Source organism: Gottfriedia sp. ABJ_BB2_2 (genome assembly GCF_055484705.1).
The window spans coordinates 335,452-359,456 of sequence record NZ_JBVFKR010000002.1; the positions used below are offsets into that span (position 1 = coordinate 335,452).

Below are 24,005 nucleotides of genomic sequence, written 5' to 3' on the forward strand. Positions count from 1 at the left end.
TAAAGAAAAGCCCCCTAAGGAGCTTATTTGTTAAAGTTCGTATCCATATTTGAAAGTGGCCAATAAAGTAAATCTACTTTCCCCACAATTTTATCAATTTTTACAAAACCAAACAATCGACTATCATAGCTTTTAGGTCGATTATCTCCTTCAACAAACACATATCCAGGTGGAACCTTTGTTTTACCTGTAATTTCATTTAAATTAAAATCACCAGTAAACGGAACACCTTTTAAGACATTTTTATACTCATTCAAATAAGGTTCTTTCATTTTTTCATTATTGATATAAAGATAATCATTTTTATATTCAATCGAATCCCCAGGCAAGCCAATTACACGTTTTACATAATCCTCTTCTTCATTCGCATGAAAAACGATTACATCAAAACGTTTAATATCACCTAGTTGGTAACCAAACTTATTAATGACTAGTAAATTCCCATCCTTTAACGTCGGCATCATTGATTCTCCGTCAACTACATAAGTGGAAAATAAAAAAGTACGTACAATAAAGGCAATTGCAACTCCTAAAATTATCGCTTTACCCCAGTCAAAAACTTGTTTTTTTAACATAGTAGCTCGCTCCCTTAGAGAAATAATAAAATTATTGCTCGTCAGACGGTTGAGGCATACCTTTATTCTCAGTTGATTTTTCGTGGATGTTCATGCGTTTCTCAATCACTTTTCCAACGACCCATAATGCAAAAATAAAAATACCTATGTACAATGCTTTAATTGGATTGTCAAACACTGAAGTTAAATCTTTTCCTAAATAACTTATCATGGCAATCATTGTAAATTTACCTAATACTAAAGCGATTAGAAATTGAGATATATTCATTCTTGATAAACCTGCTACAATATTAATCAAAAATGAAGGTGAAAATGGAAAGGCAAACATAATGAAGATTGGTCCAAAGCCTCTTTTTTCAATCCATCCAATTGATGATTTAACTTTTTTATGTTTATTTATAAATGAAAAAAATCGTTTCTGTCCAAGTTTTCTAACAATATAAAATAATAAAATTGAACCTAAGCAAGATCCTATCCATGAATATAAAAATCCTACTAGTGGTCCAAAAGCGGCGGCATTTGCAAAAACAAAAACGACCAAAGGTAGAATTGGAAATATTGCTTCTATGAAAGGGATTGATATTCCAATTAATGGTCCATAGTCTTTATATTGTTCGATAAGATGTAGAAAGTGTTCTTCTGTAAAAAAAGACTTTATATCATAAACGTTCATTTAAATGTGAATCTCCTTAAGCCATTTTTCAAAATTGTATCCTTACTGTTAACATTATCACATATAACTATTTATTCAATAATAATAAATCATTATGAGGCTTATTTTTGTAGAAATATTTTTATATAACTTTAACAGTTTATTATTTACTTTTTTCGTTGGTAAATATTACATATATGTTGCTAAATTATTTTGTGACTACTTCTTTTCTAATGATATAAGAATCTCTTGATTTCCACTGCAGGATGCTCGCTTTCCATGGGGTAGGAGGTGAGCCTAGGCACACAGGATGTGGGCCATGCATGCGTTACGACAGGACGTCGTGGTTTTAGCATGCCTTCCTTTTATTCTCCGGGGTCTCACCCTTCCTACATCTCCCAAAGGAGTCGAGCTTCCTTTTAGTTTCAATCTTATCTTTTTTTAAATGTGTTTTTCGACCTTTCGTATAATGCTGTGTTGATATTTGTTCTATTATTAGGTTTTGTTAAATGAATATGTTAATTTTCGAACTGAAAAAGACTGTCTCATTTAGGCAGTCTTTAGAATTTCCTTAAGCCAAGTAAATTAGTATAAATATGTCTTAGGTCAATTGGTGTTAGATTGTAATTTTCAACTTAACTTTTTATATTTTTTATCCGATAGATTAATAAGCAATACAATTAAAAAGGTACAATCAGGGAAATCTGATCTCACAAAGCTATCGGGGCTAAGGATGATTAATCTATGCCAGCCAGCTACCGTTACCAAGAGGAGGAAAGGTAATGAAAATTAAGTGGATTTCAAAAGTAATGAGCAGTTTATTTGCTGTAACATTGATTTTCGGTTCAATGTCTATTGCAAGTGCAAAGGGGTCAGAAGGCGGTAAATCAAAAGAAAAACCTGCTAAAGACCATGAGCAACAAAAGAAAAAAGTTGTTATTAAATCAAATGTGGGAAAAAACCTCGAAAAGCGTTTAAAAACTTCAGAAGCTACTATAAATAAAATTACAAAGTCGATAAATGCTTATTTCGGTGTAAATGAGGATGGTACTACAGATAAAGAATTAAGTAAGAAGAGTGCTTCATCCCTTTACAATAGCTATAAAGGAAAACTTAATGCGGAAATTAATAAGTTACGTGCATTTGACAAACAGCTTGCTGGAGATAAGAAAAAATACAAATCAATTTCTGCGGAATTGGAAGCTCTAGACCTTAAGTCAAAAGAACTTCAGAAATTGGCAGCGGATGAAATTATACGAATTAAAACGTTAACAGAAGAGGCTTCAAGTCCAAAAACAACTACAGATGAAGAAACTCAGCCAACAGAACCAAGTGAGCCAACTGAACCGACGATTGAACCAACACAACCAACTACATGAACAAGTAATATTAGATACAAAGCAAGTTTGACTTTAGAAGCCAGCATTCATGGAATGTTGGCTTTCTTTTGAAAAGCCGCAATTAAGCAGCTCTTAATCTTCAACAAAATCTAGCATTAGTTCTATAAGAAATCATCAATAGGTAATTAAACTGTTATCACCTAAAAACAGGAATTTTGAGGAAAGTCCTTAATTATATTTCGTTCAATATTTGTGTTGAATTAGACAAATTCTGTTGTAAGTACTCATGTTGGAGAATGCCATAGATTCCACAATCCTTGTATTGGTTATTTTTTCGAATCATATGTCTAATAATGCCTTCTCGTTTCATCCCTACTTTTAACATAATTTTACCTGATGCAGGGTTATCGATACCATGTGTTGCCGATATCTTATGAATATTCATTAAGCGGAATGCAAATTCAACAACAGCCTGCAATGCTTCTGTTCCATAACCCTGATTCCACCAATTAAAGCCTATGTCATATCCAACCTCACAATTTTCGGTATCTTCATTGATATTATAAAGGTCAATTGTACCGATTAATTCATTACTATCCTTTAAGACAATTCCCCAATAACAAAACTTATCGCTTTCGTATTGCTTAGTAATTTCAGTCAGTCGACTGATTGTTTCAGAAATAGTTTTATGTGGTCCTTTGATTAAATTATCCATCACGCGATGGTCTGAGAATATGACGTCAAACATTCTATTTGCATCATTCATTGCCATTTTCCTTAAAATAAGTCTTTTTGTTTCAATCATTGGCGTCCCTTTGTAATTAATCATACAATCTCCTTTATATTTGCAATTTAATTCTTAAAGAATTCTATATTCTTAGTGTACCTTTTTTTAATTTTTCAGTAAATTGGGGGAATTTTTATTCCTTGGTTTCCTGAAAATAGCACTTTCTTTTTTTACACTTTACTGCCATTTACTAAAAAAAAGAGCAACATTAGTGACTCAAGTTTTAGAACTAACGCGCTCGTTAGTTCGATAGAAATTCATTATCTAAAATAGAATAAACTTTTGAATTTGTTCTTTTCCCATTAATAATCATATTTGACCTTAAAGTTCCTTCGAAGGTCATTCCAATTTTCTTCATTATTTTTTCTGAAGCAATATTGTCTTCAGCACAACTCCCTTCAACTCTAACTAGGTTTAACTCCCTAAAGCAAATTTCAAGTAGTTGTTTAAGCGTTTCTGTTACAAAACCCTTGCTCCAATAATTACTATGAATAACAGCTCCTAAAAAAGCCTTTTTATTCTTTAAATCTAATCCATAGATACCTGCATTCCCAATAATTGATTGTTCTTCTTTATTGATAATAGTATAGACAAGTCCTCTTTGTTCTTGAACTAAATCTAGAAATCTTAATACTAATTCCTCAGTTTCTATCAATTTAGCATGTCTTTTTCTAGGTACATATTGAGTAGTTAAATCATCACTATATACATTAAATAACTCTTTTGAATGTTCTAGTGAAATTGGTAATAACTTTATTCTATTAGTTTCAGTAAATCCATTTTTCATTAAGTTTCCACCCCATAATTTTTACAATTAATTACTATTAGTGTATTTCAAAAGCTTTCTTCAATCACTTAAAATATTATTGTACTAACCTGTCATTAAATTATATAAGGAAAATCAGCTATCGACTTTAACAGAGCTTCCTTCCTTTCGAACATTTCCTTATTTTGAACTATGTGCTTTACAATTCATCTTTTACTGCTGTGTTGCTATTTAATATTTAAATAATTTTTCTCTCGTGATCGTCTGGTACCAAAATAAAAAACTACTTTATTTAAAGTAGTTTTTAATCTTTTCTCATTTAAGATCATTTTTCGTGAATCATTTCACCCTTTAAGTAAGAAGTTATTTCTTTGTCTGGGATTAGCTTGTATGTTTTTTGTTGAATGTTTTCAGGGTTTAAACGATCTTCATAGATGGCTCGTAAGTGTGCTGTTCTGTATAATTGGTTTTCAAAAGACCCGCGGGATATTTCTAGAGGTATTTCTACTCCATTAAAAAATTGGACAATTGAACGATTGTACTTTCCACCTTTGAAGTTTGAGACATGGTTGTAGGAAATCCAAGAGCATTCAATTTTTAGTGATGAGGAAGTGGGGAAAAAGAAAATTTGGTTCATAGCACTTATGGCAATTGGTGGCTTGTGTGTAATTGATATCATTTGTTTGGTTCCTTCACGCCTCCCTTTGTAGCTTGAGCCAAAATAAGCGCAGCTTCTTTCAATTATTTCGATCGGTTTCATTAATACATAGAAATTATCATCTGTTTCATAAATTTTAGAAACAACTGCTAAATCAACTGTATACTCTGGTATGATTGCCATAGTCGATTTATTAATTTCGTACTCAGTTAATACTTTTACCTTACCTTTCACATGATTCATTCTTTGATTCCTCCTTTTTGTTCATTAAAATAGTCAGTGCTTCATGCGATGAAATACAAGATTACAATATTATTAAGTAGAAATTATGTATAAACTAGGTTGCTAGGAGTATATTATCATAATTCATAGGGCAAAAAACTCTTTTGTGAAACCTTTAACAATATTGTCGAAGTTTACTAAAGTTTAATAACAAAAAAGCCACTTATTTCAACTTAAAGCTGATATAAGTGGCTTTTTTTACTTATTATTTTTCTGTAAATTGTTCCTCTTCAGTAGAACCTTTTAACGCAGTAGTAGAAGAAGTTCCGCCTGTAATAACTTGAGCAACTTCATCAAAATAACCAGTACCAACTTCGCGTTGGTGACGAGTTGCAGTGTAACCGTATTGTTCACTAGCAAACTCTGCTTGTTGTAATTCTGAATATGCACCCATTCCTCTTTCTTTGTATTTACGAGCTAATTCAAACATGCCGAAGTTTAATGCATGGAAACCAGCAAGTGTTACGAATTGGAATTTGTAACCCATTTCAGCAATTTGCTGTTGGAACGTTTCAATTGTTTCATCATCTAATTTCTTTTTCCAGTTAAATGAAGGAGAACAATTGTATGCTAAAAGTTTACCAGGGAATTGAGCATGAATTTCATCTGCAAATCGTTTAGCATCTTCTAAATTTGGTTCTGACGTTTCACACCAAATTAGGTCCGCATATGGAGCATATGCTAAACCTCGTGCAATTGCTTGGTCCAGTCCAGCTTTCGTTCGGTAAAATCCTTCAGGTGTTCTGTCTCCAGTAATAAACTGTTGATCAACAGGATCGATATCACTCGTAATTAAGTCCGCTGCATCCGCATCAGTACGTGCAACAATTATTGTAGGCACCCCCATAACATCAGCTGCTAATCTAGCAGAAATTAAATTGCGAATTGCAGTTTGAGTTGGTAATAATACTTTTCCGCCTAAATGGCCACATTTTTTCTCTGAAGATAATTGGTCTTCAAAATGCACTCCTGCTGCCCCTGCTTCGATCATGCCTTTCATTAATTCGAATACATTTAATTGTCCACCAAAGCCAGCTTCTGCATCAGCAACAATCGGTGCAAAGTAATCTAACTCTTCTCCACCTTCAACATATTGAATTTGATCAGCACGTTGGAAAGCTTGATTAATTCGTTTTACTACCGCAGGAACTGAGTTCGCTGGATATAGACTTTGGTCAGGATACATTTGACCAGATAAATTTGCATCAGCAGCTACTTGCCAACCACTTAAATAAATTGCTTTTAAGCCAGCTTTTACTTGTTGAATCGCTTGGTTTCCAGTTAAAGCACCTAATGCGTTTACATAATTTTCTTCGTTTAATAATTTCCACAGTTTTTCAGAGCCTCGTCTTGCTAAAGTATGCTCTATATCAATTGAACCTCTTAATTTAATGACTTCTGCTGCTGAATATGGACGAGTAATACCATTCCATCTTGCGTCAAATTCCCAGCTTTCTTGTAATTCTACAATACGTCTCTCACGATTATTTGTCATTTTCATTTCCTCCTTGGATTTATAGGTAGTCATATCCTTTTAAAGTTAGAAAATCAGCGAACTCATCATTACTAATTAGATCATCAAATAATTCAATTGCTTTCTGAAATTGTTTTTGTTCAAATTGTTCCTTGCCAAGCTCAAGTTCTAGCTTCATCATTTCTTCATGTTTTAACAAATCAACATATTCAAGCGTTATGTTTGTACCATCCTCTAACACACCTTTTTCGTGACGAATCCATTGCCAAATCTGGGCACGTGAAATTTCTGCAGTCGCAGCATCTTCCATTAAATTGTAAAGTGGCACTGCACCCCGACCACTTAACCAAGCTTCAATATATTGAATGGCCACAGTTATATTCGTGCGAAGTCCTTGCTCAGTAATTCCCCCACTAGGTAGCTCGATTAAATCAGCCTCAGTTACATTTACATCCTCACGTTTACGGTGAATTTGATTTGGTGTAGGCATGTAGCGGTTAAATTGTTCTAATGCGACAGGCACAAGACCAGGATGTGCTACCCAAGTTCCATCATGTCCGTCTCTTGCTTCACGTTCTTTATCACGTTTCACTTTTTCAAATGCAATTTCGTTTCTTTCTATATCATCTTTAATTGGAATTTGCGCAGCCATTCCACCAATTGCAGGAGCATTTCTCTTATGGCAAGTTTGGATTACTTTTTGCGAATAAGCGCGCATAAATGGAACTTCCATCGTGACAACAGATCGGTCTGGAAGAATCATAGTTTTGTCATAACGCATCATTTTAATAAAACTAAAAATATAATCCCATCTACCACAATTAAATCCTGCTGAATGTTCTTTTAATTCATATAAAATTTCTTCCATTTCAAACGATGCGGCAATCGTTTCAATTAATACAGTTGCTTTAATCGTTCCTTGTGGAATATTTAATTTATGTTGAGCAAATACAAATACATCATTCCAAAGTCGAGCTTCTAGGTAGCTTTCCATTTTCGGTAAATAGAAATATGGTCCTGATCCATTTGCAATCGACTGCTTTGCATTATGGAAAAAATAAAGTCCAAAATCAACTAAACTACCAGACATTGAAACACCATTTACAGTGATATGTTTTTCATCTAAATGCCATCCTCTTGGTCTGACAATTAGTACAGCAGGCTTCTCTTTTAAAGAATAGGTTTTTCCCTTTGATTCAAGTGAAATTGTTCTGTTCACTGCGTCTCTTAAATTAACTTGACCTGAAATGATATTTTCCCATGTAGGAGAAGTTGCATCTTCAAAATCAGCCATAAAAACAAATGCATCTGAATTTAATGCGTTAATAATCATTTTTCGATCAACAGGACCTGTAATCTCTACTCTTCTGTCCTGTAAATCTGAAGGTAATGGAGCAATTGTCCAGGCACTTTCACGAATATGCTTTGTTTCCTCTAAAAAAGAAAGCTTTCCTCCATTTTGTAAAACATTCATTCTCTCTTTTCTACTTAAAAGTAGTTGCTGTCTACGGTTTTCAAACTGATCATGTAGCTCCTGTAGAAACCGTAATGCTTCATTTGTCAAAATGTCAGTTGAGTTCTCTACTTGATTACCAAGTACTTTAATTCCCGATAGCTCAGTAGTCATACACTTCCTCCGTTTCAGTTATATAACAGTTTTTACTTTCTTGATTTATTATATAACAGAAGATTCGAAATGGATATTAAATTCAGAAAATTTTTCCAAAGAATTTTCGACAACAATAATCAGAAAAAAAGAATGTTCACAAACTATTTACCAGTTTTTTACAAAACATTCTGACTTCTTTATATTTCCTCAACATTTCAAATGTAGGATTAACATTGTAATAAACATTACTAAATTCCTAGGGGGAAAGAAAATGAAGAAAGTAATTCCAGCTCTGGTTGTAGCTTCTACAATCATAACGAGCCAAGTAATACCTAACCTTCATGACTCTGTACACGCTGCGTCAAAAGTATCATCAATACATTATGTAACAGCAAAAAAACAGGTATCAGTTGATGGTTCATTAAAAAACATTGCTACGATTAAACAAGGTAGCAAAGTATTATATTCATTAAAAGAATTAAGCGCGGCTTTAAACATTACATCTAACCTCAACAAGAAAACAAACTCCATTGAATATAAATCGGTCTCCGGTAAAACAAAAACAAGCTTACTATTCAATTTCAAAACAAATTCAACTCTGTTAAACAATAAGAAATTCAAATTATCAATCGTAAATCATAAAAGCGTTCCTTTCGCTGATCCGAATATATTTGCTACTATTTTTGGAAAAGAAGTATTAAAAACGGAAAATGCTTCTATCTTATATATCAGTTCAACAAAACTAATCCAAGCTGATACATATGAAACACAATTTATAGCAGATGGAAAGCTATTAGTAACTGGTGATACAGAAGATTCATTACAATCTTATATTCTTAATCCAACTTCATTGAAAATAGAAAAGACATTACCATACCAAGATTTAACTGTTTCAAAAAATGGTAATAGTGCTGTTTTCGTTGATGATGAAGGAATCATTAACACAATTGATTTAAAAACATTTAAAGTATCAAAGTTCGATAAAAATGTAGAACCAAAAACTAGTTTAATTTGGTCTTTCGATTCTAAGAAGATTTTCTTTATTGAAGGGGACAAAAATACAACAATCTCTCAACTTGATTTAACTTCAGGTGAATTTAAAACATTAGCAGCTGACAAAGTTGAAAATAAATCAGATTTAGTGATTGCTTCAGAAGCACCATTAAAATTTGTTTATTCCGTTACGAAAACAGCGACTTCTACAGTTGACCCTGAAACAGGGGAAACGACAGTTATTGATGATTCAACTGCTAGCCAAGATCTATGGTCAATTGATACATCAGTCGCTACAGCAACCGCTGTGCAATTAACAAATACACCTGATAATAACAAAATTTATCCAACGGTTCTTCCAAGTGGCTTCATTAGTTATTTATCTCAAAATACGGATGATGAAAATGCATTAACAAAACTGATTGTTCAAAACACATTAAATAACCAAACGATGGCACTATTTAACGGAAAACAATTTCATGTATTAACGAAAACAATGGATGGAAAAGTTTTACTTGCACAGTCGTTCTCAACAGGGGATCAGGTTTTTGAATTAACAGAAAGTGGCTTGTTAAAACCGATTTTTAAAACAAATAAAACAATCAACACAATTACTGCCATTTCTACAACTAAGCTAGCCTTCACTTATGGTGATGATGGAGAAGAAAAAACAGCCTTCGTCAATAATGGAAAAGTACTTTACATTACTAAGTAAATAATAAAGGGGAAATTAACATGAAAAAGATGACAAAAAAACTATCTATCGCTGTATTAACTACTGCTCTTGCATTTGGTGTAAGTAATACATTTACAAAAGAAAACGTTGGAGCTGCAATTGATAAAAATCGAATCGTTATTGCTGGTTCTACTGCTTTACTTCCTTTAACAAACCAAGCATCTAAAGAATTTAAAAAATCAAATCCTAAAATTAAAATTTCTGTATCTGGTTCTTCTTCTATCGCTGGTCCACAGGCTGTAAAAAAAGGTTCAGCAACGATTGGAGCTGCTGACTGGGATGCAACATCTGAAAAAGTAACAGGTTTACCTACATTCTCTGATTTAAAAGCTTATAAAATTGCTGTTATCCCATTTGCAGCTGTTGTAAGTAAAAATAATCCTGTAAATGATCTTTCAACTTCGGAGCTACAAGATATCTACACAGGTAAAATTACAAATTGGAAACAAGTTGGCGGTCCTGATAAAAAAATAAATGTTTACACAAGAAGTATTGGTTCAGGTACACGTGTAAACTTTGAGAAAAAGGCATTAAAAGGTGAAGATATTAAGGATTCTGGATCAAACGTTGAAAAAGTGTCAAGTAGTGGATTAATGAAATCTAAAGTTGCTGGAGACGATTATGGAATCGGCTATATTGATTTAGCTTACATCACACCTTCTAGTGGGTTAAAAGCATTAAGCTATAACGGAGTAAAGGCAACTGTTGAAAATGTAAAAGCGAAAAAATACCCTGTTTGGGGATACGGATATTTAATTACAAAAAGTAATGTTTCAGAAGCAAATATGAAATTCATCAAATTTATGCAAAGTAGCAAATTCCAAAACAAATCGCTTAAAAGCTTAAAATTCATTCCTGTTAATGAGATGAAATAATGATTTAAAAGGAAAGCAAAAACAAGCCCCCTATTTGTGGGGTTTGTTTTTTGAAAAGGAGGACATTCATGGCTATCCCACAAGTTGAAATATCTCAAGTTTTCAGACAAACACAAAAGAAAACTACATTTCAATCTACGATCTTTAATCGCTCTTTTCTATTAGCCTGTTTTTGTAGTTCATTAATCTTAGGTATCATACTATTTACAATTGTTTATTTTATTGGAAAAACCGGAATCCATGTATTTCATGATGTCTCATTTAAAGAATTTTTCTTATCATTTAAGTGGGAACCATATGAAAACCACTTTGGTGCTGGTTCTTTCATTATCGGTACATTGAGCTTAACAGCATTGACTTTACTATTTACGGTTCCAATCTCATTAAGTATTGCGATTTTTAATACACAATTTGCTCCAGTATGGCTACGTAATTTTCTAGCATTATCATTAGATATTTTAGTTGGGATTCCATCCATTGTGTATGGTTATATCGGATTAACTTTATTGATTCCATTCATCAGAGACACATTTCAGACAGGCTTAGGCAGTGGCTTACTTGCCGCTTCACTCGTTCTAACCTTGATGTGTATTCCAACTGTTGTAAAAATTTCCGAAGATTCATTTATGGCCGTTCCGAATGAATTAAAAGATGCAAGCTATGCCCTTGGAAGTACTCATTTTCAAATGATTCGTAGAGTTCTGATTCCTGCTTCTAGTTCTGGCGTTACAACTGCAATTATTCTTGGAATGGCAAGAGCAATCGGTGAAACAATGGCTGTCGTTATGGTAATTGGAAACACTGCCCAAATAGCAAAATCTTTAACAATGCCAACATCTGTACTCACAAGTAATATCGTAATGGAAATTTTAAATGTATCCTATGACTCTACTTGGAATTACGCATTGTATATGATGGCATTTATTTTACTATGTATTTCACTATTATTAATTATAATCATCCGTAACTTACGTAAAAAAGGAGCATGAAAATGATTAGGACTCCTATCAATATTGAAAAAAGCATAAAGAAAAATAGAGCAATCAATAAAGTTATGAAAATCCTGTTATCATCGATCACTATTTTTACTTTCGGAATCATACTTTTGTTATTATTGAAGATTCTCGGTAAAGGATTAACAACGATTGATTTTCATTTTCTCGTAGGCTTACCTGAGGAAATAGATGCTGGTGGAGGCATAGGTCCTTTTCTATTTAATACATTTTATATTTTACTCATTTCACTCGTTATTTCAATTCCGATCGGACTTGGTGCAGGTATTTATTTAGCAGAATATGCAAAACAAAATAAGTTAACTGATTGGATTAGTACATGCGTTGAAGCACTTGCATCCGTTCCTTCAATTATTTTTGGATTATTTGGCTATGTATTATTTGTAGAAGTATTTGATGTTGGTTTAACTGTTATTGGAGCAGCGATTACACTATCGTTCTTAAATTTACCAGCACTTACTCGAATTATTGAAGAATCGATTCGCAATGTACCTTTAAGCTATCGCGAAGCGTCTTATTCACTAGGGGCATCAAAAGCAACTTGTATTATCACAATCATACTTCCTGCAGCATTAAAAGGTATATTTACTGGTATTTCATTAACAGCTTGCCGTGCATTAGGTGAATCAGCTGTTATTCTCCTTGCTGGTGGTACAAGTGCCTCTGATAAAATGTGGGACTTTTCATTAACTGGTCCAGGCGCTACCCTACCTGTTCAGCTTTGGTATATTCAATCTGAAGCCTTAGTTGAAGATGCCATGAAAATTGCTGATCAATCAGCTGCTTTACTTGTTGTAATCATTTTATGTTTATCGATCATATTACGACTTCCTTTTATGTTTCAGAAAAAATAAACATACAATCAAAATTAGAAAAACACTTGGAAATTACCAAGTGTTTTTTCTACATACCTATGCTATTAAACAATCACAATAAGATTTCTAAGAAATGGTAAGTTTTCTCCAATCATTCTTCACAAATTTGAATGACTACATTAAGAGCATTTTACTTTTTAGCTTCCTCCAAATATTTCATTCTTTCTAACATAGTAGGATGATCATATCGGAAAAATTTTACTAAAAATGGTGGATTGACTTGGGTTAGGCTATTTTTTGATAATTTTTGAAAAGCTATGATACCTGCTTCTGCATTATCGGTTAGCTTAACAGCATATAAATCAGCCTTTTTCTCGGCATGCCTAGAAACTGTATTCGAAATAGGCTCTGAGATAAATCCAATGATTCCACTAAATAATAAAAATAAAGTTAACACTATCATCATTTTTTCAGGTGAATTAAATTCTCTATTCCTTGATAGAGTAAGCTTCATTAATCGATCAATGATAAATAATCCGACTAAACTGCCGGCTAATGTTCCAAACATTGCTTTATAAATATCTTTATTAACATAGTGAGACATTTCATGGGCCATGATAAACAAGATTTCCTCATCTGTTAGCCCTTTTAATGTAGTATCCCAAAGAACGATTCTAGCGTTTTTACCAATTCCAGTGACATAAGCATTATATGTAGTTGTTTTTGAAGACATATTCACTTCATAGACTCTATGTGCTGGTATATTTGCTTCTTTTGCTAAAGATACAATTTTCTGTTCCAATTTCTTATCCTTTAATGGATAAAAATCATTATACAAAGGATCAATGATAACTGGTTGAATAAATGTAAGAAATATAGTGAACGGAATACTCAATAACCATGTTGTGATCCACCATTTTTTTGGCTGTTTTTTGATTAAGAGATACACAACATATATGACAAAATACGTAATTGCGAAATTTACCCAAAAACCAATAATCTCATCTTTCATCCAACTATTAAATGATTGCACTGTTAATCCATATTTTGTAGAAAGTTTAAAACGATATAAGTCTAGCGGTAATGTAATTAAATAAGTTAAGACTGAAATAAAAAAGAAATAGAGGAATACTTGAATAAAGTGAAATCGAGTCAGCTTCTTTAATGATTCACCTAATTTTCCAATAAAACCACTTAACAATAAAAGCGTAAGAACGATCCAATCTAATGGTATGCTTATAAAATACAATACATTTTTAAGGGTACTATAACTTGTACTAATCTTTGCTTCTTTATGATCCATAAATGTATTTGGATCAACGAATGTACCTTTGTATTTTACTGGCAAGTTAGAATCTGTGAAAACATAAAAGTATAATAATACAAAAATGATATATGCGAGATAACCAATCAAAATAAACTTTGATGCTTTTGATTTCTTAGAATGTTTCATTTAATCCCCCCACTTCTATATTATCAACTTTGTCCAAAATTATAGAACATAATAACATAATTCACTCTCTCTATTTCATTTTATGAAATCAAACAACTTGTATGTATGCTTTCTATCAAAAAAAGGTACATCCTCAATAATAGGAAGTACCTTTCAAATTAAATATTTATGATTGTGTGATCGAATCCTTTAATGCTCTTCGTAGAATTTTACCAGTTGCATTCTTCGGAAGCTCTGAAATAAACTCAATAGATTTTGGCACTTTGTATTTCGCTAAGTGCGCTTTGCAATACTCTATTAATGTTTCTTCGCTTAATGAAGGGTTTTTGGAAACAACGTAAGCTTTCACACTCTCTCCAAAGTTATCATCTGGCAAGCCAATTACTGCACATTCTACAATCTCAGGATGATTGTATAGGATTTCTTCTACTTCACGTGGATAAACATTAAACCCACCAACAATAATCATTTCTTTTTTACGGTCTACGATATAGAAATAGCCATCTTCATCTCTGCGTGCTAAATCCCCAGTATATAACCAACCATCACGAATTGTCATTGCCGTTTCTTCTGGCATATTATAGTAACCCTTCATGATATTTGGACCACGTGCAATTAACTCACCAACTACACCAACCGGAACTTCTTCACCCAGCTCATTAACAATTTTATTTTCTACATTGCTAATATTTGTGCCGATTGATCCAGCTTTTCGAGGGCGATCTAAAGGATTAAATGTCGTTACAGGTGAAGCTTCTGACAATCCATAACCCTCTGAAATCATTACGTTAAATTTCTTTTCGAAGTTCTCTAATAATGCTACCGGCAGTGATGATCCGCCAGAAACACATAAGCGAATTGATTCAAAATCTTCTGTTTTTCCTTCTGGAAATTGATATAAGAAATTATACATTGTCGGAACGCCAGCAAATACAGTTGCTTTTTGCGTTCGAATGATATTAAATATCTCACTTGGGCTAAACTTCGGAACAAGTATGACAGTTGCACCATACATTAATGGCGCGTTTAACGCTACCGTTAAACAGAAAACATGGAAAGCAGGCAGTGTTGCAATAACCTTTTCACTGCTAGTAAAACCTAAGAAATGACCAGCATCCATCGCATTTGAATATAAATTCTTATGAGTAAGCATCGCACCTTTTGGTTTACCTGTCGTACCTGATGTATACAAAATAACTGCTAGATCTTCTTCAAGTAGTTCGGGTCCTTCGAATGTTACATCTCCAAGGCCAACTACGTTTGTAAACGATTTCAATTTATTTTCTGAAAAATCATATGGATGTTCTTGCTTTGTTTCACAAATAATGTAGTGTTCAATGTTAGGAAGAATAGGTGAAGCTTTTTCAACTAGTGGAAGAAATAGATCTAATGTAATGACAGCTTTCGCATCACCATTTGTTAGAATATAAATTAATTCGTCTGGTGAATATAAAGGATTAACTGGAATAACAGCCGCTCCTGCTTTTAATGCACCATATAGTGCAATAATAAAATGTGGAGAATTACCAACAACTAATGCAACTTTATCCCCTTTTTCAATTCCTAATTTTGAAAGACCGCTAGCAAACTTTGTTATGTATGTATTCAATTGTGCATAGCTAAATGATTGCCCCTCAAAATTAACAGCAGTATGTTCAGGATGTTTTAATGCAGTTTGTGAAAGCGTATGAACTAAATTCAAGAAATTACCCCCTTTTTAAAAATAATTTAAAATATTCTAAATATATTATATTGCTAGAAAACATTTCTGACAAGATAGAAATATTACTTGTTTTTAAGCAAAAAAAAAGAGTGGAGATCCACTCTTTTTAAACGAATAAACTTAAAAATTCCTCTTTCGATACATTTCCAAAATAATAACTTAAATTGATTTCTTCCAATTTACGCTCGATTTCTTGTTGATCGAATTTTGTTCCAACTAGCGTTTGCTCTAACTCTGATACGTCTCCTACACCAAAAAAGTCACCATAAATTTTGACAGTTTCAATGACTCCTTTATTTACTTCTAAGCGAATATCAACTTGTCCCGCAGCAAATCTTTTACTTTGTTGAATATTACATTTAGGAGATTTTCCATAATTCCAATCCCATGAACGGTATCTGCTATCTGCAAGCTCTTTAATATTTTTAATATCTTCATCAGACCATTCATATCGCTCAATTGAGCCATGTTCTTTAAAAATAGATTGTAATAACAAATCTTTAAATTGTTCAATTGTTAAATCTTCTTTAAGAAATTCTTTAATATTAGCTACTCTACTTCTGATTGATTTAATACCTTTTGATTGAATTTTATCAAGCTTTACATTTAATGCATTGACAACTTCGTCTATATTACTATTAAAAAGTAATGTCCCATGGCTAAACATTCTGCCTTTAGTTGAAAATTGAGCGTTTCCAGATATTTTTCTACCTTCTGCTAATATATCATTGCGTCCACTAAGCTCTGCATTCACTCCAAGTTCTTTAAGTGCTTCTATAACAGGCTCAGTAAACTTTCTAAAGTTATGAAAACTATCTCCATCATCTTTCGTTATAAAACTGAAATTCAAATTACCTAAATCATGATATACCGCTCCACCACCAGATAATCGTCTTACAACATGTATATTGTTATCATTTACATATGCTGCATTTATTTCTTCAGCCGTATTTTGATTCTTCCCGATGATGATAGATGGTTCATTAATATAAAATAAAAAATATGTATTTTCGGGATTTAAGTGTTTTAAAGCATATTCTTCCATTGCTAAGTTTAATGATGGATCTGTAATCCCTCTATTATCTAAAAAAAGCATGTTAATCCTCCTATATTAAATTGATCTCCATTCAAATCCAGTATAAGCAATCTGAATAGGACCATTATAATACTTTTTAGCTTCATCTAATAAATGATTTGTATTTCCACTATGAGGTAAATGTGATAAAAGCAGTTGTCTTACATTTGATTGTTGTGCGATCGTCGCCACTTCTTTACTATTCATATGTCCTGCCTTTGTACCGTCTTGATTTTCATACATATTGCAGTCACAAATTAGTAAATCTGCATCTTTAGAAAAAGGAATAAATTCTTCTATATAACTTGAATCTGCTGTGTAAACAACTGTACTATCTGTTGTTTCAATTCTCATCGCAAAACAATCTACAGGATGCTTTGTTTTCAAAAAGCGAATGGTAAATGGTCCTAAGTTTAGTTCCTCATTAGGGTTATACTCGTATCCTATCGTAGCTTGCTTATTCGTTAAAGAATGAAACTTTTCCTGATCAAGTCCATGTCCGTAAATAGGTAATGCATAACCATCATTTGCGGCATTAATAATTTTATAGTATTGTAGTACACCAATATCAGCTATATGGTCATGATGATAATGTGATATTACTACACAATTTAAGCTTTTTAAGTCAATGTAATTTTGCAAGCTTGCTAATGCGCCAGAGCCACAATCTACTAATAATGAGAAATTTTTTTCTTGAAATAAATAGCATGATGTAGCTTCTCCTTTTTCTGGATAACCACCCCAATAACCGATGACAGTTACTTTCATGAATTGTTCACTCCTTCAATTTTATTATACCTTGGATAAACTACTTTATTAGTTTTATTAACGAGTAGGTATTTATATTATTTTTAAAATTGTACTAATACAGATTGACATTTAATACATTGTAGTAATACAATGCTAATAAGATAACTCAAAGGAGTGGGTAGCGTGCTTGTTAAAATGTCCGAATTTTTGAAACTTTTACCGAAGAAAAAATGTTTACAATGTAATTCGTCGATTGAAGAGCAACATGATTGCTACAGTAATACTTGTTCTAACTGTTTAAAAGATAGCTTCTAAAATAGAAAGAGCAGTCGAAAGTTGATTCAAGTTATACTACTTAAATCAACTTATAGACTGCTCTGTTTTCATATCAATAACTTGGAACTACTTCTTTTTGTCCACTAAATAAATATTGAATTGTATCTTCTACTGCTTTCTCACCTTGATCGATACAATCAGGTAACCCTGACCCATAAAATGAACAGCCTATGACAGATACACCAGGCATTTCATTTTGTAAGTACTGCTGCATATGTTTCGTACGTTCTTGATGATTAATTGTGTATTGAGGCATTGCTTCCTTCCATCTTGAAACAACATAAAACTCTGGATCTTCTGAGATGTCCATTGTTTTCCTTAAATCCTCTAATACGATTTTAACTAGCTCATCATCAGTTTTATCAACAATTTCTTGATGATTAGGGCGCCCTACATAACAACGAAGCAATACTTTGCCTTCCGGACAAGCATGTGGCCATTTTTTATGTGTCCAAGTACATGCTGTAATATTAAAGTCACTATTTCTTGAAACGACAAAACCTGTACCATTGATATCCTTTTTGATTGCACTTTCAGGAAAAGCAAGTGCAACATTGGCTACAGAAGTTGAAGGTACTTTTCGGAAAGGCTCAAAGACTGTATCTTCATTAAATAAATCTGGAATGACGCGATGTGGAAGTGCAACAATAATTGAATCTGCTTCTATGATTGATTGATTACTTAAAGTAATTTCATATATATTACTCTTTTTATCAATTTTTATTGCTTGTACACCTTTTAAAATCTCATTTGGATTAAGTTCTTGTTCAATTCTTTCCACAATCGTTTCTAATCCAGTACTTACTGTCTGAAAAATTCCTTTTCTAGGACCTTTTGATTTTTTCACTGGCATTTCTTTTTGCATACCACGAACAATGCTTTGGTATTTTTGCTCAAGATGAAAAAACTGAGGGAAAGTTGCCATTAAACTCATCTTATCAATATCACCTGAGTAAATACCTGATAATAATGGTTCAATTAAATTTTCAACTACTTCATTTCCTAATCTTCTTCTAAAAAAAGCACCTAAAGACATGTCACCCTCAACTTGAGTTTTCGGAAGTACAAAATCAAGTCCTGCACGAATCTTTCCTGCTGGCGAAAAAAGTCCAGAGAATAGGAACGGCTTTATTTGAGTTGGAATTCCCATATTTGAACCTTCTGGCATTCCATATAACTGATTGTTTACTAATACATAGGCTTTACCTGCTGTATTATGAACAATCTGATTTTGAATACCAAGATTTTCTGCTAAACGATATGCACTTTTTTTTCTAGCTAAAAACGAATCCGGTCCTCGTTCAATGACAAAACCATTTTTTCTAACTGTTTGTATTTTCCCACCTAGCTTCGTTGATGCTTCAATTAGCTGAATTTCAACTGGAAGGTTATGATTCTTTTGTTCTTGTTTCAAATAGTAGGCAGCTGTCAGACCAGTAATTCCTCCGCCTATAATGACAACCTTCTTTTTCATATCTAAACCTCCTATTTAGAAAACACTATTTATTGTTCATTCCACTTTCTTAAAACAACCGTACTTAACCCACTTATAAATAACGGATCTGTATTCGGCATTGCTGGACGAACATATCTTTTTTGTATTTTCTCTGTTACGTACTTACATTCTATATCATTATCATAAAGTACTTCTAAATGCTCACTTACAAATCCTAGAGGTAAATATACATATGTTTCAAAATCATATTTTTCATCTAATTCGTAAGTTAAGTCTTGTACATCAGGTCCTAGCCATGGCTCAGGTGTGTTACCTGCACTTTGCCAGCCAAGATAATAATGTCTAATATCTGACTGTGCTACAACTAACTCAGCTGTTTGCTTTAATTGCTCTGGATATGGATCACCATAAGTAAGAATTTTTTCTGGTAAACTATGCGCTGAGAAAATAAAAGCTGTTCGTTCTTTTTCATTTTCATTCATAGTTTCAAGAATTTCTTCAACTTCGCGAACCCAATATTGGATAAATCTTTCTTCTCTAAACCAATCATCTACGTGTGTAATAATTGGGCCTTCAATCTTTTCTGAGTGATTTGTTGCACGTTCATTATATGATTTCACACTAAAAGTAGAATAATGAGGAGCAAGAACAATACTAATTGCTTTTGTAATTCCATCATTTTTCATTTGGTCAACTGCATCTTCAATGAATGGTTCAATATGCTTTAAACCAAGATACATTTTAAATTCTACTTTGTCCTGTATTTCATTTAAATCGTTTTCTAAAGCCTTCGCTTGTTCTAACGTTATTTTGGCAAGTGGAGAAATTCCACCGATTGCACGATAACGATCAGTAAGATCCTCTAACATTTCAGGGGTAGGTTTTCTACCTCTACGAATATCTGTATAATATCGCTCAATATCTGATTCTTTATATGGCGTACCGTATGCCATAACTAATAAACCAATTTTCTCTTTCATGTCATCACCATAGTCCTTTATTTTAAACTTGTACCCTTGAAGAATACTCATGTACAAAGCTAGTTAAACGTTTAAGAGTATCTGGATTTACTTCTGGGAATACCCCATGACCCAAGTTAAAGATATGACCTGGATTTGCCATGCCCTCATCTAGTATTTCCTTTGTTCTAGCTTCAATTACTTCCCATGGAGCTAATAAGAATGATGGATCTAGGTTTCCTTGAAGCGTTTTTGTAATTCCTAGTGAACGTGCTTCCGTGATAGATGTTCTCCAATCTAAACCAAGTACATTTATAGGAAGTTCGTTCCATTCATGGATTAAATGACTTGCTCCAACACCGTACATAATTGTCGGGATATTGAATGCTTTTATAGCAGTAAAGATTTTCTCCATACAAGGTTTAATATAAACACGATAATCAGCAGCATTTAATGCGCCAACCCATGAATCAAATAATTGAACTGCACTAGCCCCTGCATCAACTTGAGCTTTTATATATTTGATTGTCATGTCTGCTAGGTGATCCATTAACGCAAACCATGCTTCTGACTCTGAATACATAAACGATTTTGTTTTATTATAATTTCTAGAAGGTCTACCTTCGATCATATAGCTTGCAACCGTAAATGGTGCGCCTGCAAATCCTATTAACGGTACTGAAAGCATTTCTGTTGTAAGTAATTTAATCGTGTCAAAGATGTAAGGTAATTGCTCTTCTGGATGAATATCAGTTAACTTTTTCACATCTTCTAAAGAACGGATTGGATTACTAATAACTGGACCTACACCTGATTGAATTTCCACATCTACGCCAATCGCTGGAAGTGGTGACATAATATCCTTATATAAAATTGCAGCATCTACATTATATTGATTTACTGGAAGCGCTGTTACATAAGCGCATAATTCTGGTTGATGAGTAATTTCAAATAATGAGTATTTTTCTTTAATTTTTCGATATTCTGGCTGAGAACGTCCTGCTTGTCTCATATACCAAACTGGCGTATGCGTTACTGATTCTCCTCTTGCCGCTCTTAGAAATGTATCGTTAAAATCTTTTTTCATCCTCAAAAGTCTCCCTTTCACTTTTCCAAACTCTACTATTAAATATACTGATTGGACCTTGAATTGTATAGATAACTTGATTAATGACACATAATGTTCACTTAATTTACATATTTTATCAATTACTAGGTCGATTGAACTATTTGTCTTTTCCCATAAAAATTATATCAAAATATAACGTAAATATCGAATAATTAACTATATAATTTTTATTATTTAATAATTATTATAATTAATAAACGTTTAATTGAATAATGTTAATTGTATATTCACCATAAATACACAAATAAAAAGCTCTCCTTCAAATCTTTAGATAAGAAGGAGAGCCTTAAAATGTCTATTCTTTATTTCTTATGTTTGGATTGACAAGTTTAGACCTCTCACCCTCTTCTTTTGTTTGAGGATTATAAGGAACTACATAATATGAAGGAACATTAAATACATTTACAAAAGTATCACGATATTCGCCAACACCTGTCACTGTATCAATTAATTTTTCTTTTCCATCTTTGACTCGGTAAATATGATACTGTTGTCTTTCATCATTTGGAGCTTTCCAAGTTAATTTCACCGAGAATAATCCAAATGGTGAAAAAGCTACTTTCGATTTCATCTTACTTATCGGTTCAAGTTCAATAGGAGAATCTAAGTCTGAGATATTTTTGGGTTTTTCAAATTCGGTAGTTGGTTCTCTTCCTGCTTCTCTTAAGATCTTCTTAAATAAAATGGTTGGATATGTACTACCATTTCGTAAAAAATGCTTTGAGTCGGTCTTATCATAACCCATCCATATTGTACCAATTACTTCTGGTGTATATCCTACGAACCAAGCATCCTTATTTCCATTTGTTTGACCAGGAATATTAGTAGACCCTGTTTTACCTGCTAAATCTCCTTCGAATATCCCCTTATTTGCTGTACCTTCTTTTACAACACCACTTAGCATTTTTGTCATATACCAAGAAGTCTGTGATGAAAAAACTTTATACTCTTTAATTTTCGCATTTGCTATTAATTCATTGTTTCGATCATAGATAGCATTTATGACGAATGGTTCTAATGCATCTCCCTCGTGACCAAAGGCACTATATGCTTTAACTAGTTCTAATGGCGTTACCCCATTCTTAAGTCCACCTAATGCCATACTTAATCCTCTATCTGGAATACTTATATTCATTTTCTCTAAGTAATTTTTAGCAACCTCTATGCCAATATCGTTAAGTAACCAAACTGCTGGAACATTTGCAGATTCAAGTATTGCTTTATACATTGTCATATTCTTTGAATACTCATTATTATAATTTTTAGGCTTATAATCACCTAAAGCACTTTGTTCGTTTGGTATTAATGAATATGGATTATAATTACCAGTCTCTAGTGCTGGTGAATATACTAATAATGGCTTAATTGTTGACCCTGGTTGTCTTTTAACATTTATTCGATTTAATCCTTGGAAGTAATAATTCCTTCCTCCAATAGCAGCTTCAACTCCACCAGTTTTTGAATTAATTAAAACAAATGCACCCTCTGCATTTTCATCAGTCCCAGGAAAGTAGTTGCCATTTTTAAAATACTTATATGCTGTTAATTGTGTTTTCTTATGAATTGGTACGACTACTTTATAACCACCATTTAACAACTCATCATATGAAATATCGTATTTATCTTTAGCCTCTTTAATAACCATGTCAATGTATGTTGCATAGCCATTTTCAAACTTTTGCTCAGTTATATCCAACTCCGTAGGCTTAGCTTTTGTTTTGCGATATTCCGCCTCTGTTATGTAATGGTTATCTAACATTTTATATAAGACTAAATTTCTACGTTCTAGCCCTCTCTCTGGCTGAGAAACAGGATCATAATGTGAAGGTGCTTTTAACAATGCAGCTAAAGAAGCACTTTCTTCTAATGTTAGATTTTCTATATCCTTCCCAAAATAATACTTTGATGCACCACCAATACCATATACGCCGTGCCCAAAATACACCTGGTTCAAATACATTTCTAAAATTTGATCCTTTGTATATTTTCTTTCAAGGTTAATTGCAATAATAACCTCTTTTGTTTTTCTCATAAATGTTTTATCATTTGTCAAAAACACATTTTTGGCAAGTTGTTGAGTAAGTGTACTGGCACCTTGAACTTTACTAAATGCCTTTAAGTCATGTATGATTGCTCGAAATATTGATTGAACGTCGATTCCGTGATGCTTATAAAATCGCTCATCTTCTATTGAAACAATCGCCTGCTGTGTATATTCAGGTATATCATCTATTGAAACAATTTGATGGTTTTCATTATATAATTTCGAAACAAAGTTCCCTTCAAGATCAACCATTTCTGATGAAGAATGAATAACAAGCTTTTCTTCATCTATTACATAGTTTCCTAAAAAAACGATGAGTAAAAATCCAATAAAACTGATTAATAGGACACTTAACAGCCCTATTGCTAAATATCCCCATTTTTTCAAAGCATTCACCTACATTTCTCATACCATTTCCATCATAGTATATCCATATTTTCCCATGGATTAGTCACCGATTTCTTTTTTTCGCTACTTATTTCCTTGGAAATACATTTTTCGTCAA

General features: G+C 32.8%; 21 protein-coding genes and 1 riboswitch. Of the genes, 6 read left to right on the forward strand and 15 right to left on the reverse strand.

All coding sequences use genetic code 11. The features are described 5' to 3' along the window. Positions 1–23: 23 nt before the first annotated feature. On the reverse strand, positions 24–575 hold the full coding sequence (lepB, locus tag ACX6U0_RS06570; protein ID WP_464959161.1) for a signal peptidase I: 552 nt from the start codon (positions 573–575) through the stop codon (positions 24–26). Between the two features lie 31 nt (positions 576–606). Further along, a complete protein-coding gene (locus tag ACX6U0_RS06575) occupies positions 607–1,248 on the reverse strand; it encodes a TVP38/TMEM64 family protein (RefSeq protein ID WP_464959162.1) in 642 nt (213 codons plus the stop codon). Positions 1,249–1,904: 656 nt separating this feature from the next. Then, a riboswitch (cyclic di-GMP riboswitch) is annotated at positions 1,905–1,990 on the forward strand. 19 nt (positions 1,991–2,009) lie between these two features. On the opposite strand from ACX6U0_RS06575, the gene ACX6U0_RS06580 reads away from it, so the two are divergent. After that, positions 2,010–2,606, forward strand: a complete 597-nt coding sequence (locus ACX6U0_RS06580) for a hypothetical protein (protein WP_464959163.1) — start codon at positions 2,010–2,012, stop codon at positions 2,604–2,606. 193 nt (positions 2,607–2,799) lie between these two features. Here ACX6U0_RS06580 and ACX6U0_RS06585 read toward each other — a convergent pair whose 3' ends face one another. From ACX6U0_RS06585 to aceB, 5 genes are all read right to left on the reverse strand, one after another. Further along, complete coding sequence (locus ACX6U0_RS06585) at positions 2,800–3,396, reverse strand: GNAT family N-acetyltransferase (protein WP_464959164.1); 597 nt, start codon at positions 3,394–3,396, stop codon at positions 2,800–2,802. 199 nt (positions 3,397–3,595) lie between these two features. After that, positions 3,596–4,141: a GNAT family N-acetyltransferase gene (locus tag ACX6U0_RS06590; protein ID WP_464959165.1), complete on the reverse strand. Its 546-nt coding sequence runs from the start codon at positions 4,139–4,141 to the stop codon at positions 3,596–3,598. A gap of 304 nt (positions 4,142–4,445) precedes the next feature. Beyond that, the gene (locus ACX6U0_RS06595; protein ID WP_087999935.1) at positions 4,446–5,021 is read right to left on the reverse strand and encodes a competence protein ComK; all 576 of its coding nucleotides are present in this window, start codon (positions 5,019–5,021) and stop codon (positions 4,446–4,448) included. A 244-nt stretch (positions 5,022–5,265) separates the two neighbouring features. After that, on the reverse strand, positions 5,266–6,555 hold the full coding sequence (gene aceA, locus ACX6U0_RS06600) for an isocitrate lyase (protein ID WP_464959166.1): 1,290 nt from the start codon (positions 6,553–6,555) through the stop codon (positions 5,266–5,268). Between the two features lie 19 nt (positions 6,556–6,574). After that, on the reverse strand, positions 6,575–8,161 hold the full coding sequence (gene aceB, locus ACX6U0_RS06605) for a malate synthase A (protein ID WP_464959167.1): 1,587 nt from the start codon (positions 8,159–8,161) through the stop codon (positions 6,575–6,577). A gap of 253 nt (positions 8,162–8,414) precedes the next feature. On the opposite strand from aceB, the gene ACX6U0_RS06610 reads away from it, so the two are divergent. From ACX6U0_RS06610 to pstA, 4 genes are all read left to right on the forward strand, one after another. Continuing rightward, complete coding sequence (locus ACX6U0_RS06610) at positions 8,415–9,851, forward strand: hypothetical protein (RefSeq protein WP_464959168.1); 1,437 nt, start codon at positions 8,415–8,417, stop codon at positions 9,849–9,851. A gap of 20 nt (positions 9,852–9,871) precedes the next feature. Next, on the forward strand, positions 9,872–10,747 hold the full coding sequence (locus tag ACX6U0_RS06615) for a phosphate ABC transporter substrate-binding protein (RefSeq protein WP_464959169.1): 876 nt from the start codon (positions 9,872–9,874) through the stop codon (positions 10,745–10,747). 68 nt (positions 10,748–10,815) lie between these two features. Then, on the forward strand, positions 10,816–11,736 hold the full coding sequence (pstC, locus tag ACX6U0_RS06620; protein WP_464959170.1) for a phosphate ABC transporter permease subunit PstC: 921 nt from the start codon (positions 10,816–10,818) through the stop codon (positions 11,734–11,736). Positions 11,737–11,738: 2 nt separating this feature from the next. After that, complete coding sequence (gene pstA, locus ACX6U0_RS06625) at positions 11,739–12,614, forward strand: phosphate ABC transporter permease PstA (protein ID WP_464959171.1); 876 nt, start codon at positions 11,739–11,741, stop codon at positions 12,612–12,614. 151 nt (positions 12,615–12,765) lie between these two features. On the opposite strand, the gene ACX6U0_RS06630 is transcribed toward pstA, so the two are convergent. From ACX6U0_RS06630 to ACX6U0_RS06645, 4 genes are all read right to left on the reverse strand, one after another. Continuing rightward, positions 12,766–14,028, reverse strand: a complete 1,263-nt coding sequence (locus tag ACX6U0_RS06630) for a M48 family metallopeptidase (protein WP_464959172.1) — start codon at positions 14,026–14,028, stop codon at positions 12,766–12,768. Positions 14,029–14,194: 166 nt separating this feature from the next. Next, a complete protein-coding gene (locus tag ACX6U0_RS06635; RefSeq protein WP_464959173.1) occupies positions 14,195–15,730 on the reverse strand; it encodes a fatty acid--CoA ligase family protein in 1,536 nt (511 codons plus the stop codon). Positions 15,731–15,857: 127 nt separating this feature from the next. Further along, positions 15,858–16,847 carry a lipoate--protein ligase gene (locus tag ACX6U0_RS06640; RefSeq protein ID WP_464959174.1) on the reverse strand — a complete coding sequence of 330 codons (990 nt, stop codon included), beginning with the start codon at positions 16,845–16,847 and terminating at the stop codon, positions 15,858–15,860. A gap of 15 nt (positions 16,848–16,862) precedes the next feature. Further along, positions 16,863–17,594, reverse strand: coding sequence for an MBL fold metallo-hydrolase (locus ACX6U0_RS06645; protein ID WP_464959175.1), 732 nt, complete (start codon positions 17,592–17,594; stop codon positions 16,863–16,865). Positions 17,595–17,771: 177 nt separating this feature from the next. On the opposite strand from ACX6U0_RS06645, the gene yhfH reads away from it, so the two are divergent. Continuing rightward, positions 17,772–17,891 carry a protein YhfH gene (yhfH, locus tag ACX6U0_RS06650; protein ID WP_464959560.1) on the forward strand — a complete coding sequence of 40 codons (120 nt, stop codon included), beginning with the start codon at positions 17,772–17,774 and terminating at the stop codon, positions 17,889–17,891. A gap of 73 nt (positions 17,892–17,964) precedes the next feature. Here yhfH and hemY read toward each other — a convergent pair whose 3' ends face one another. From hemY to ACX6U0_RS06670, 4 genes are all read right to left on the reverse strand, one after another. Continuing rightward, positions 17,965–19,386, reverse strand: coding sequence for a protoporphyrinogen oxidase (gene hemY / locus ACX6U0_RS06655; RefSeq protein ID WP_464959176.1), 1,422 nt, complete (start codon positions 19,384–19,386; stop codon positions 17,965–17,967). Between the two features lie 29 nt (positions 19,387–19,415). Next, positions 19,416–20,348, reverse strand: coding sequence for a ferrochelatase (hemH, locus tag ACX6U0_RS06660; RefSeq protein WP_464959177.1), 933 nt, complete (start codon positions 20,346–20,348; stop codon positions 19,416–19,418). 22 nt (positions 20,349–20,370) lie between these two features. After that, a complete protein-coding gene (gene hemE / locus ACX6U0_RS06665) occupies positions 20,371–21,414 on the reverse strand; it encodes a uroporphyrinogen decarboxylase (RefSeq protein WP_464959178.1) in 1,044 nt (347 codons plus the stop codon). 337 nt (positions 21,415–21,751) lie between these two features. Then, the gene (locus ACX6U0_RS06670) at positions 21,752–23,896 is read right to left on the reverse strand and encodes a transglycosylase domain-containing protein (RefSeq protein WP_464959179.1); all 2,145 of its coding nucleotides are present in this window, start codon (positions 23,894–23,896) and stop codon (positions 21,752–21,754) included. Positions 23,897–24,005 lie beyond the last annotated feature (109 nt).

What these genes read in the sequence shown, in the direction of transcription:
- lepB (WP_464959161.1), bottom strand. Translation starts at nt 575, where the DNA reads ATGTTAAAAAAACAAGTTTTTGACTGGGGTAAAGCGATAATTTTAGGA.
- ACX6U0_RS06575 (WP_464959162.1), bottom strand. Translation starts at nt 1,248, where the DNA reads ATGAACGTTTATGATATAAAGTCTTTTTTTACAGAAGAACACTTTCTA.
- ACX6U0_RS06580 (WP_464959163.1), top strand. Translation starts at nt 2,010, where the DNA reads ATGAAAATTAAGTGGATTTCAAAAGTAATGAGCAGTTTATTTGCTGTA.
- ACX6U0_RS06585 (WP_464959164.1), bottom strand. Translation starts at nt 3,396, where the DNA reads ATGATTAATTACAAAGGGACGCCAATGATTGAAACAAAAAGACTTATT.
- ACX6U0_RS06590 (WP_464959165.1), bottom strand. Translation starts at nt 4,141, where the DNA reads ATGAAAAATGGATTTACTGAAACTAATAGAATAAAGTTATTACCAATT.
- ACX6U0_RS06595 (WP_087999935.1), bottom strand. Translation starts at nt 5,021, where the DNA reads ATGAATCATGTGAAAGGTAAGGTAAAAGTATTAACTGAGTACGAAATT.
- aceA (WP_464959166.1), bottom strand. Translation starts at nt 6,555, where the DNA reads ATGACAAATAATCGTGAGAGACGTATTGTAGAATTACAAGAAAGCTGG.
- aceB (WP_464959167.1), bottom strand. Translation starts at nt 8,161, where the DNA reads ATGACTACTGAGCTATCGGGAATTAAAGTACTTGGTAATCAAGTAGAG.
- ACX6U0_RS06610 (WP_464959168.1), top strand. Translation starts at nt 8,415, where the DNA reads ATGAAGAAAGTAATTCCAGCTCTGGTTGTAGCTTCTACAATCATAACG.
- ACX6U0_RS06615 (WP_464959169.1), top strand. Translation starts at nt 9,872, where the DNA reads ATGAAAAAGATGACAAAAAAACTATCTATCGCTGTATTAACTACTGCT.
- pstC (WP_464959170.1), top strand. Translation starts at nt 10,816, where the DNA reads ATGGCTATCCCACAAGTTGAAATATCTCAAGTTTTCAGACAAACACAA.
- pstA (WP_464959171.1), top strand. Translation starts at nt 11,739, where the DNA reads ATGATTAGGACTCCTATCAATATTGAAAAAAGCATAAAGAAAAATAGA.
- ACX6U0_RS06630 (WP_464959172.1), bottom strand. Translation starts at nt 14,028, where the DNA reads ATGAAACATTCTAAGAAATCAAAAGCATCAAAGTTTATTTTGATTGGT.
- ACX6U0_RS06640 (WP_464959174.1), bottom strand. Translation starts at nt 16,847, where the DNA reads ATGCTTTTTTTAGATAATAGAGGGATTACAGATCCATCATTAAACTTA.
- ACX6U0_RS06645 (WP_464959175.1), bottom strand. Translation starts at nt 17,594, where the DNA reads ATGAAAGTAACTGTCATCGGTTATTGGGGTGGTTATCCAGAAAAAGGA.
- yhfH (WP_464959560.1), top strand. Translation starts at nt 17,772, where the DNA reads ATGTCCGAATTTTTGAAACTTTTACCGAAGAAAAAATGTTTACAATGT.
- hemY (WP_464959176.1), bottom strand. Translation starts at nt 19,386, where the DNA reads ATGAAAAAGAAGGTTGTCATTATAGGCGGAGGAATTACTGGTCTGACA.
- hemH (WP_464959177.1), bottom strand. Translation starts at nt 20,348, where the DNA reads ATGAAAGAGAAAATTGGTTTATTAGTTATGGCATACGGTACGCCATAT.
- hemE (WP_464959178.1), bottom strand. Translation starts at nt 21,414, where the DNA reads ATGAAAAAAGATTTTAACGATACATTTCTAAGAGCGGCAAGAGGAGAA.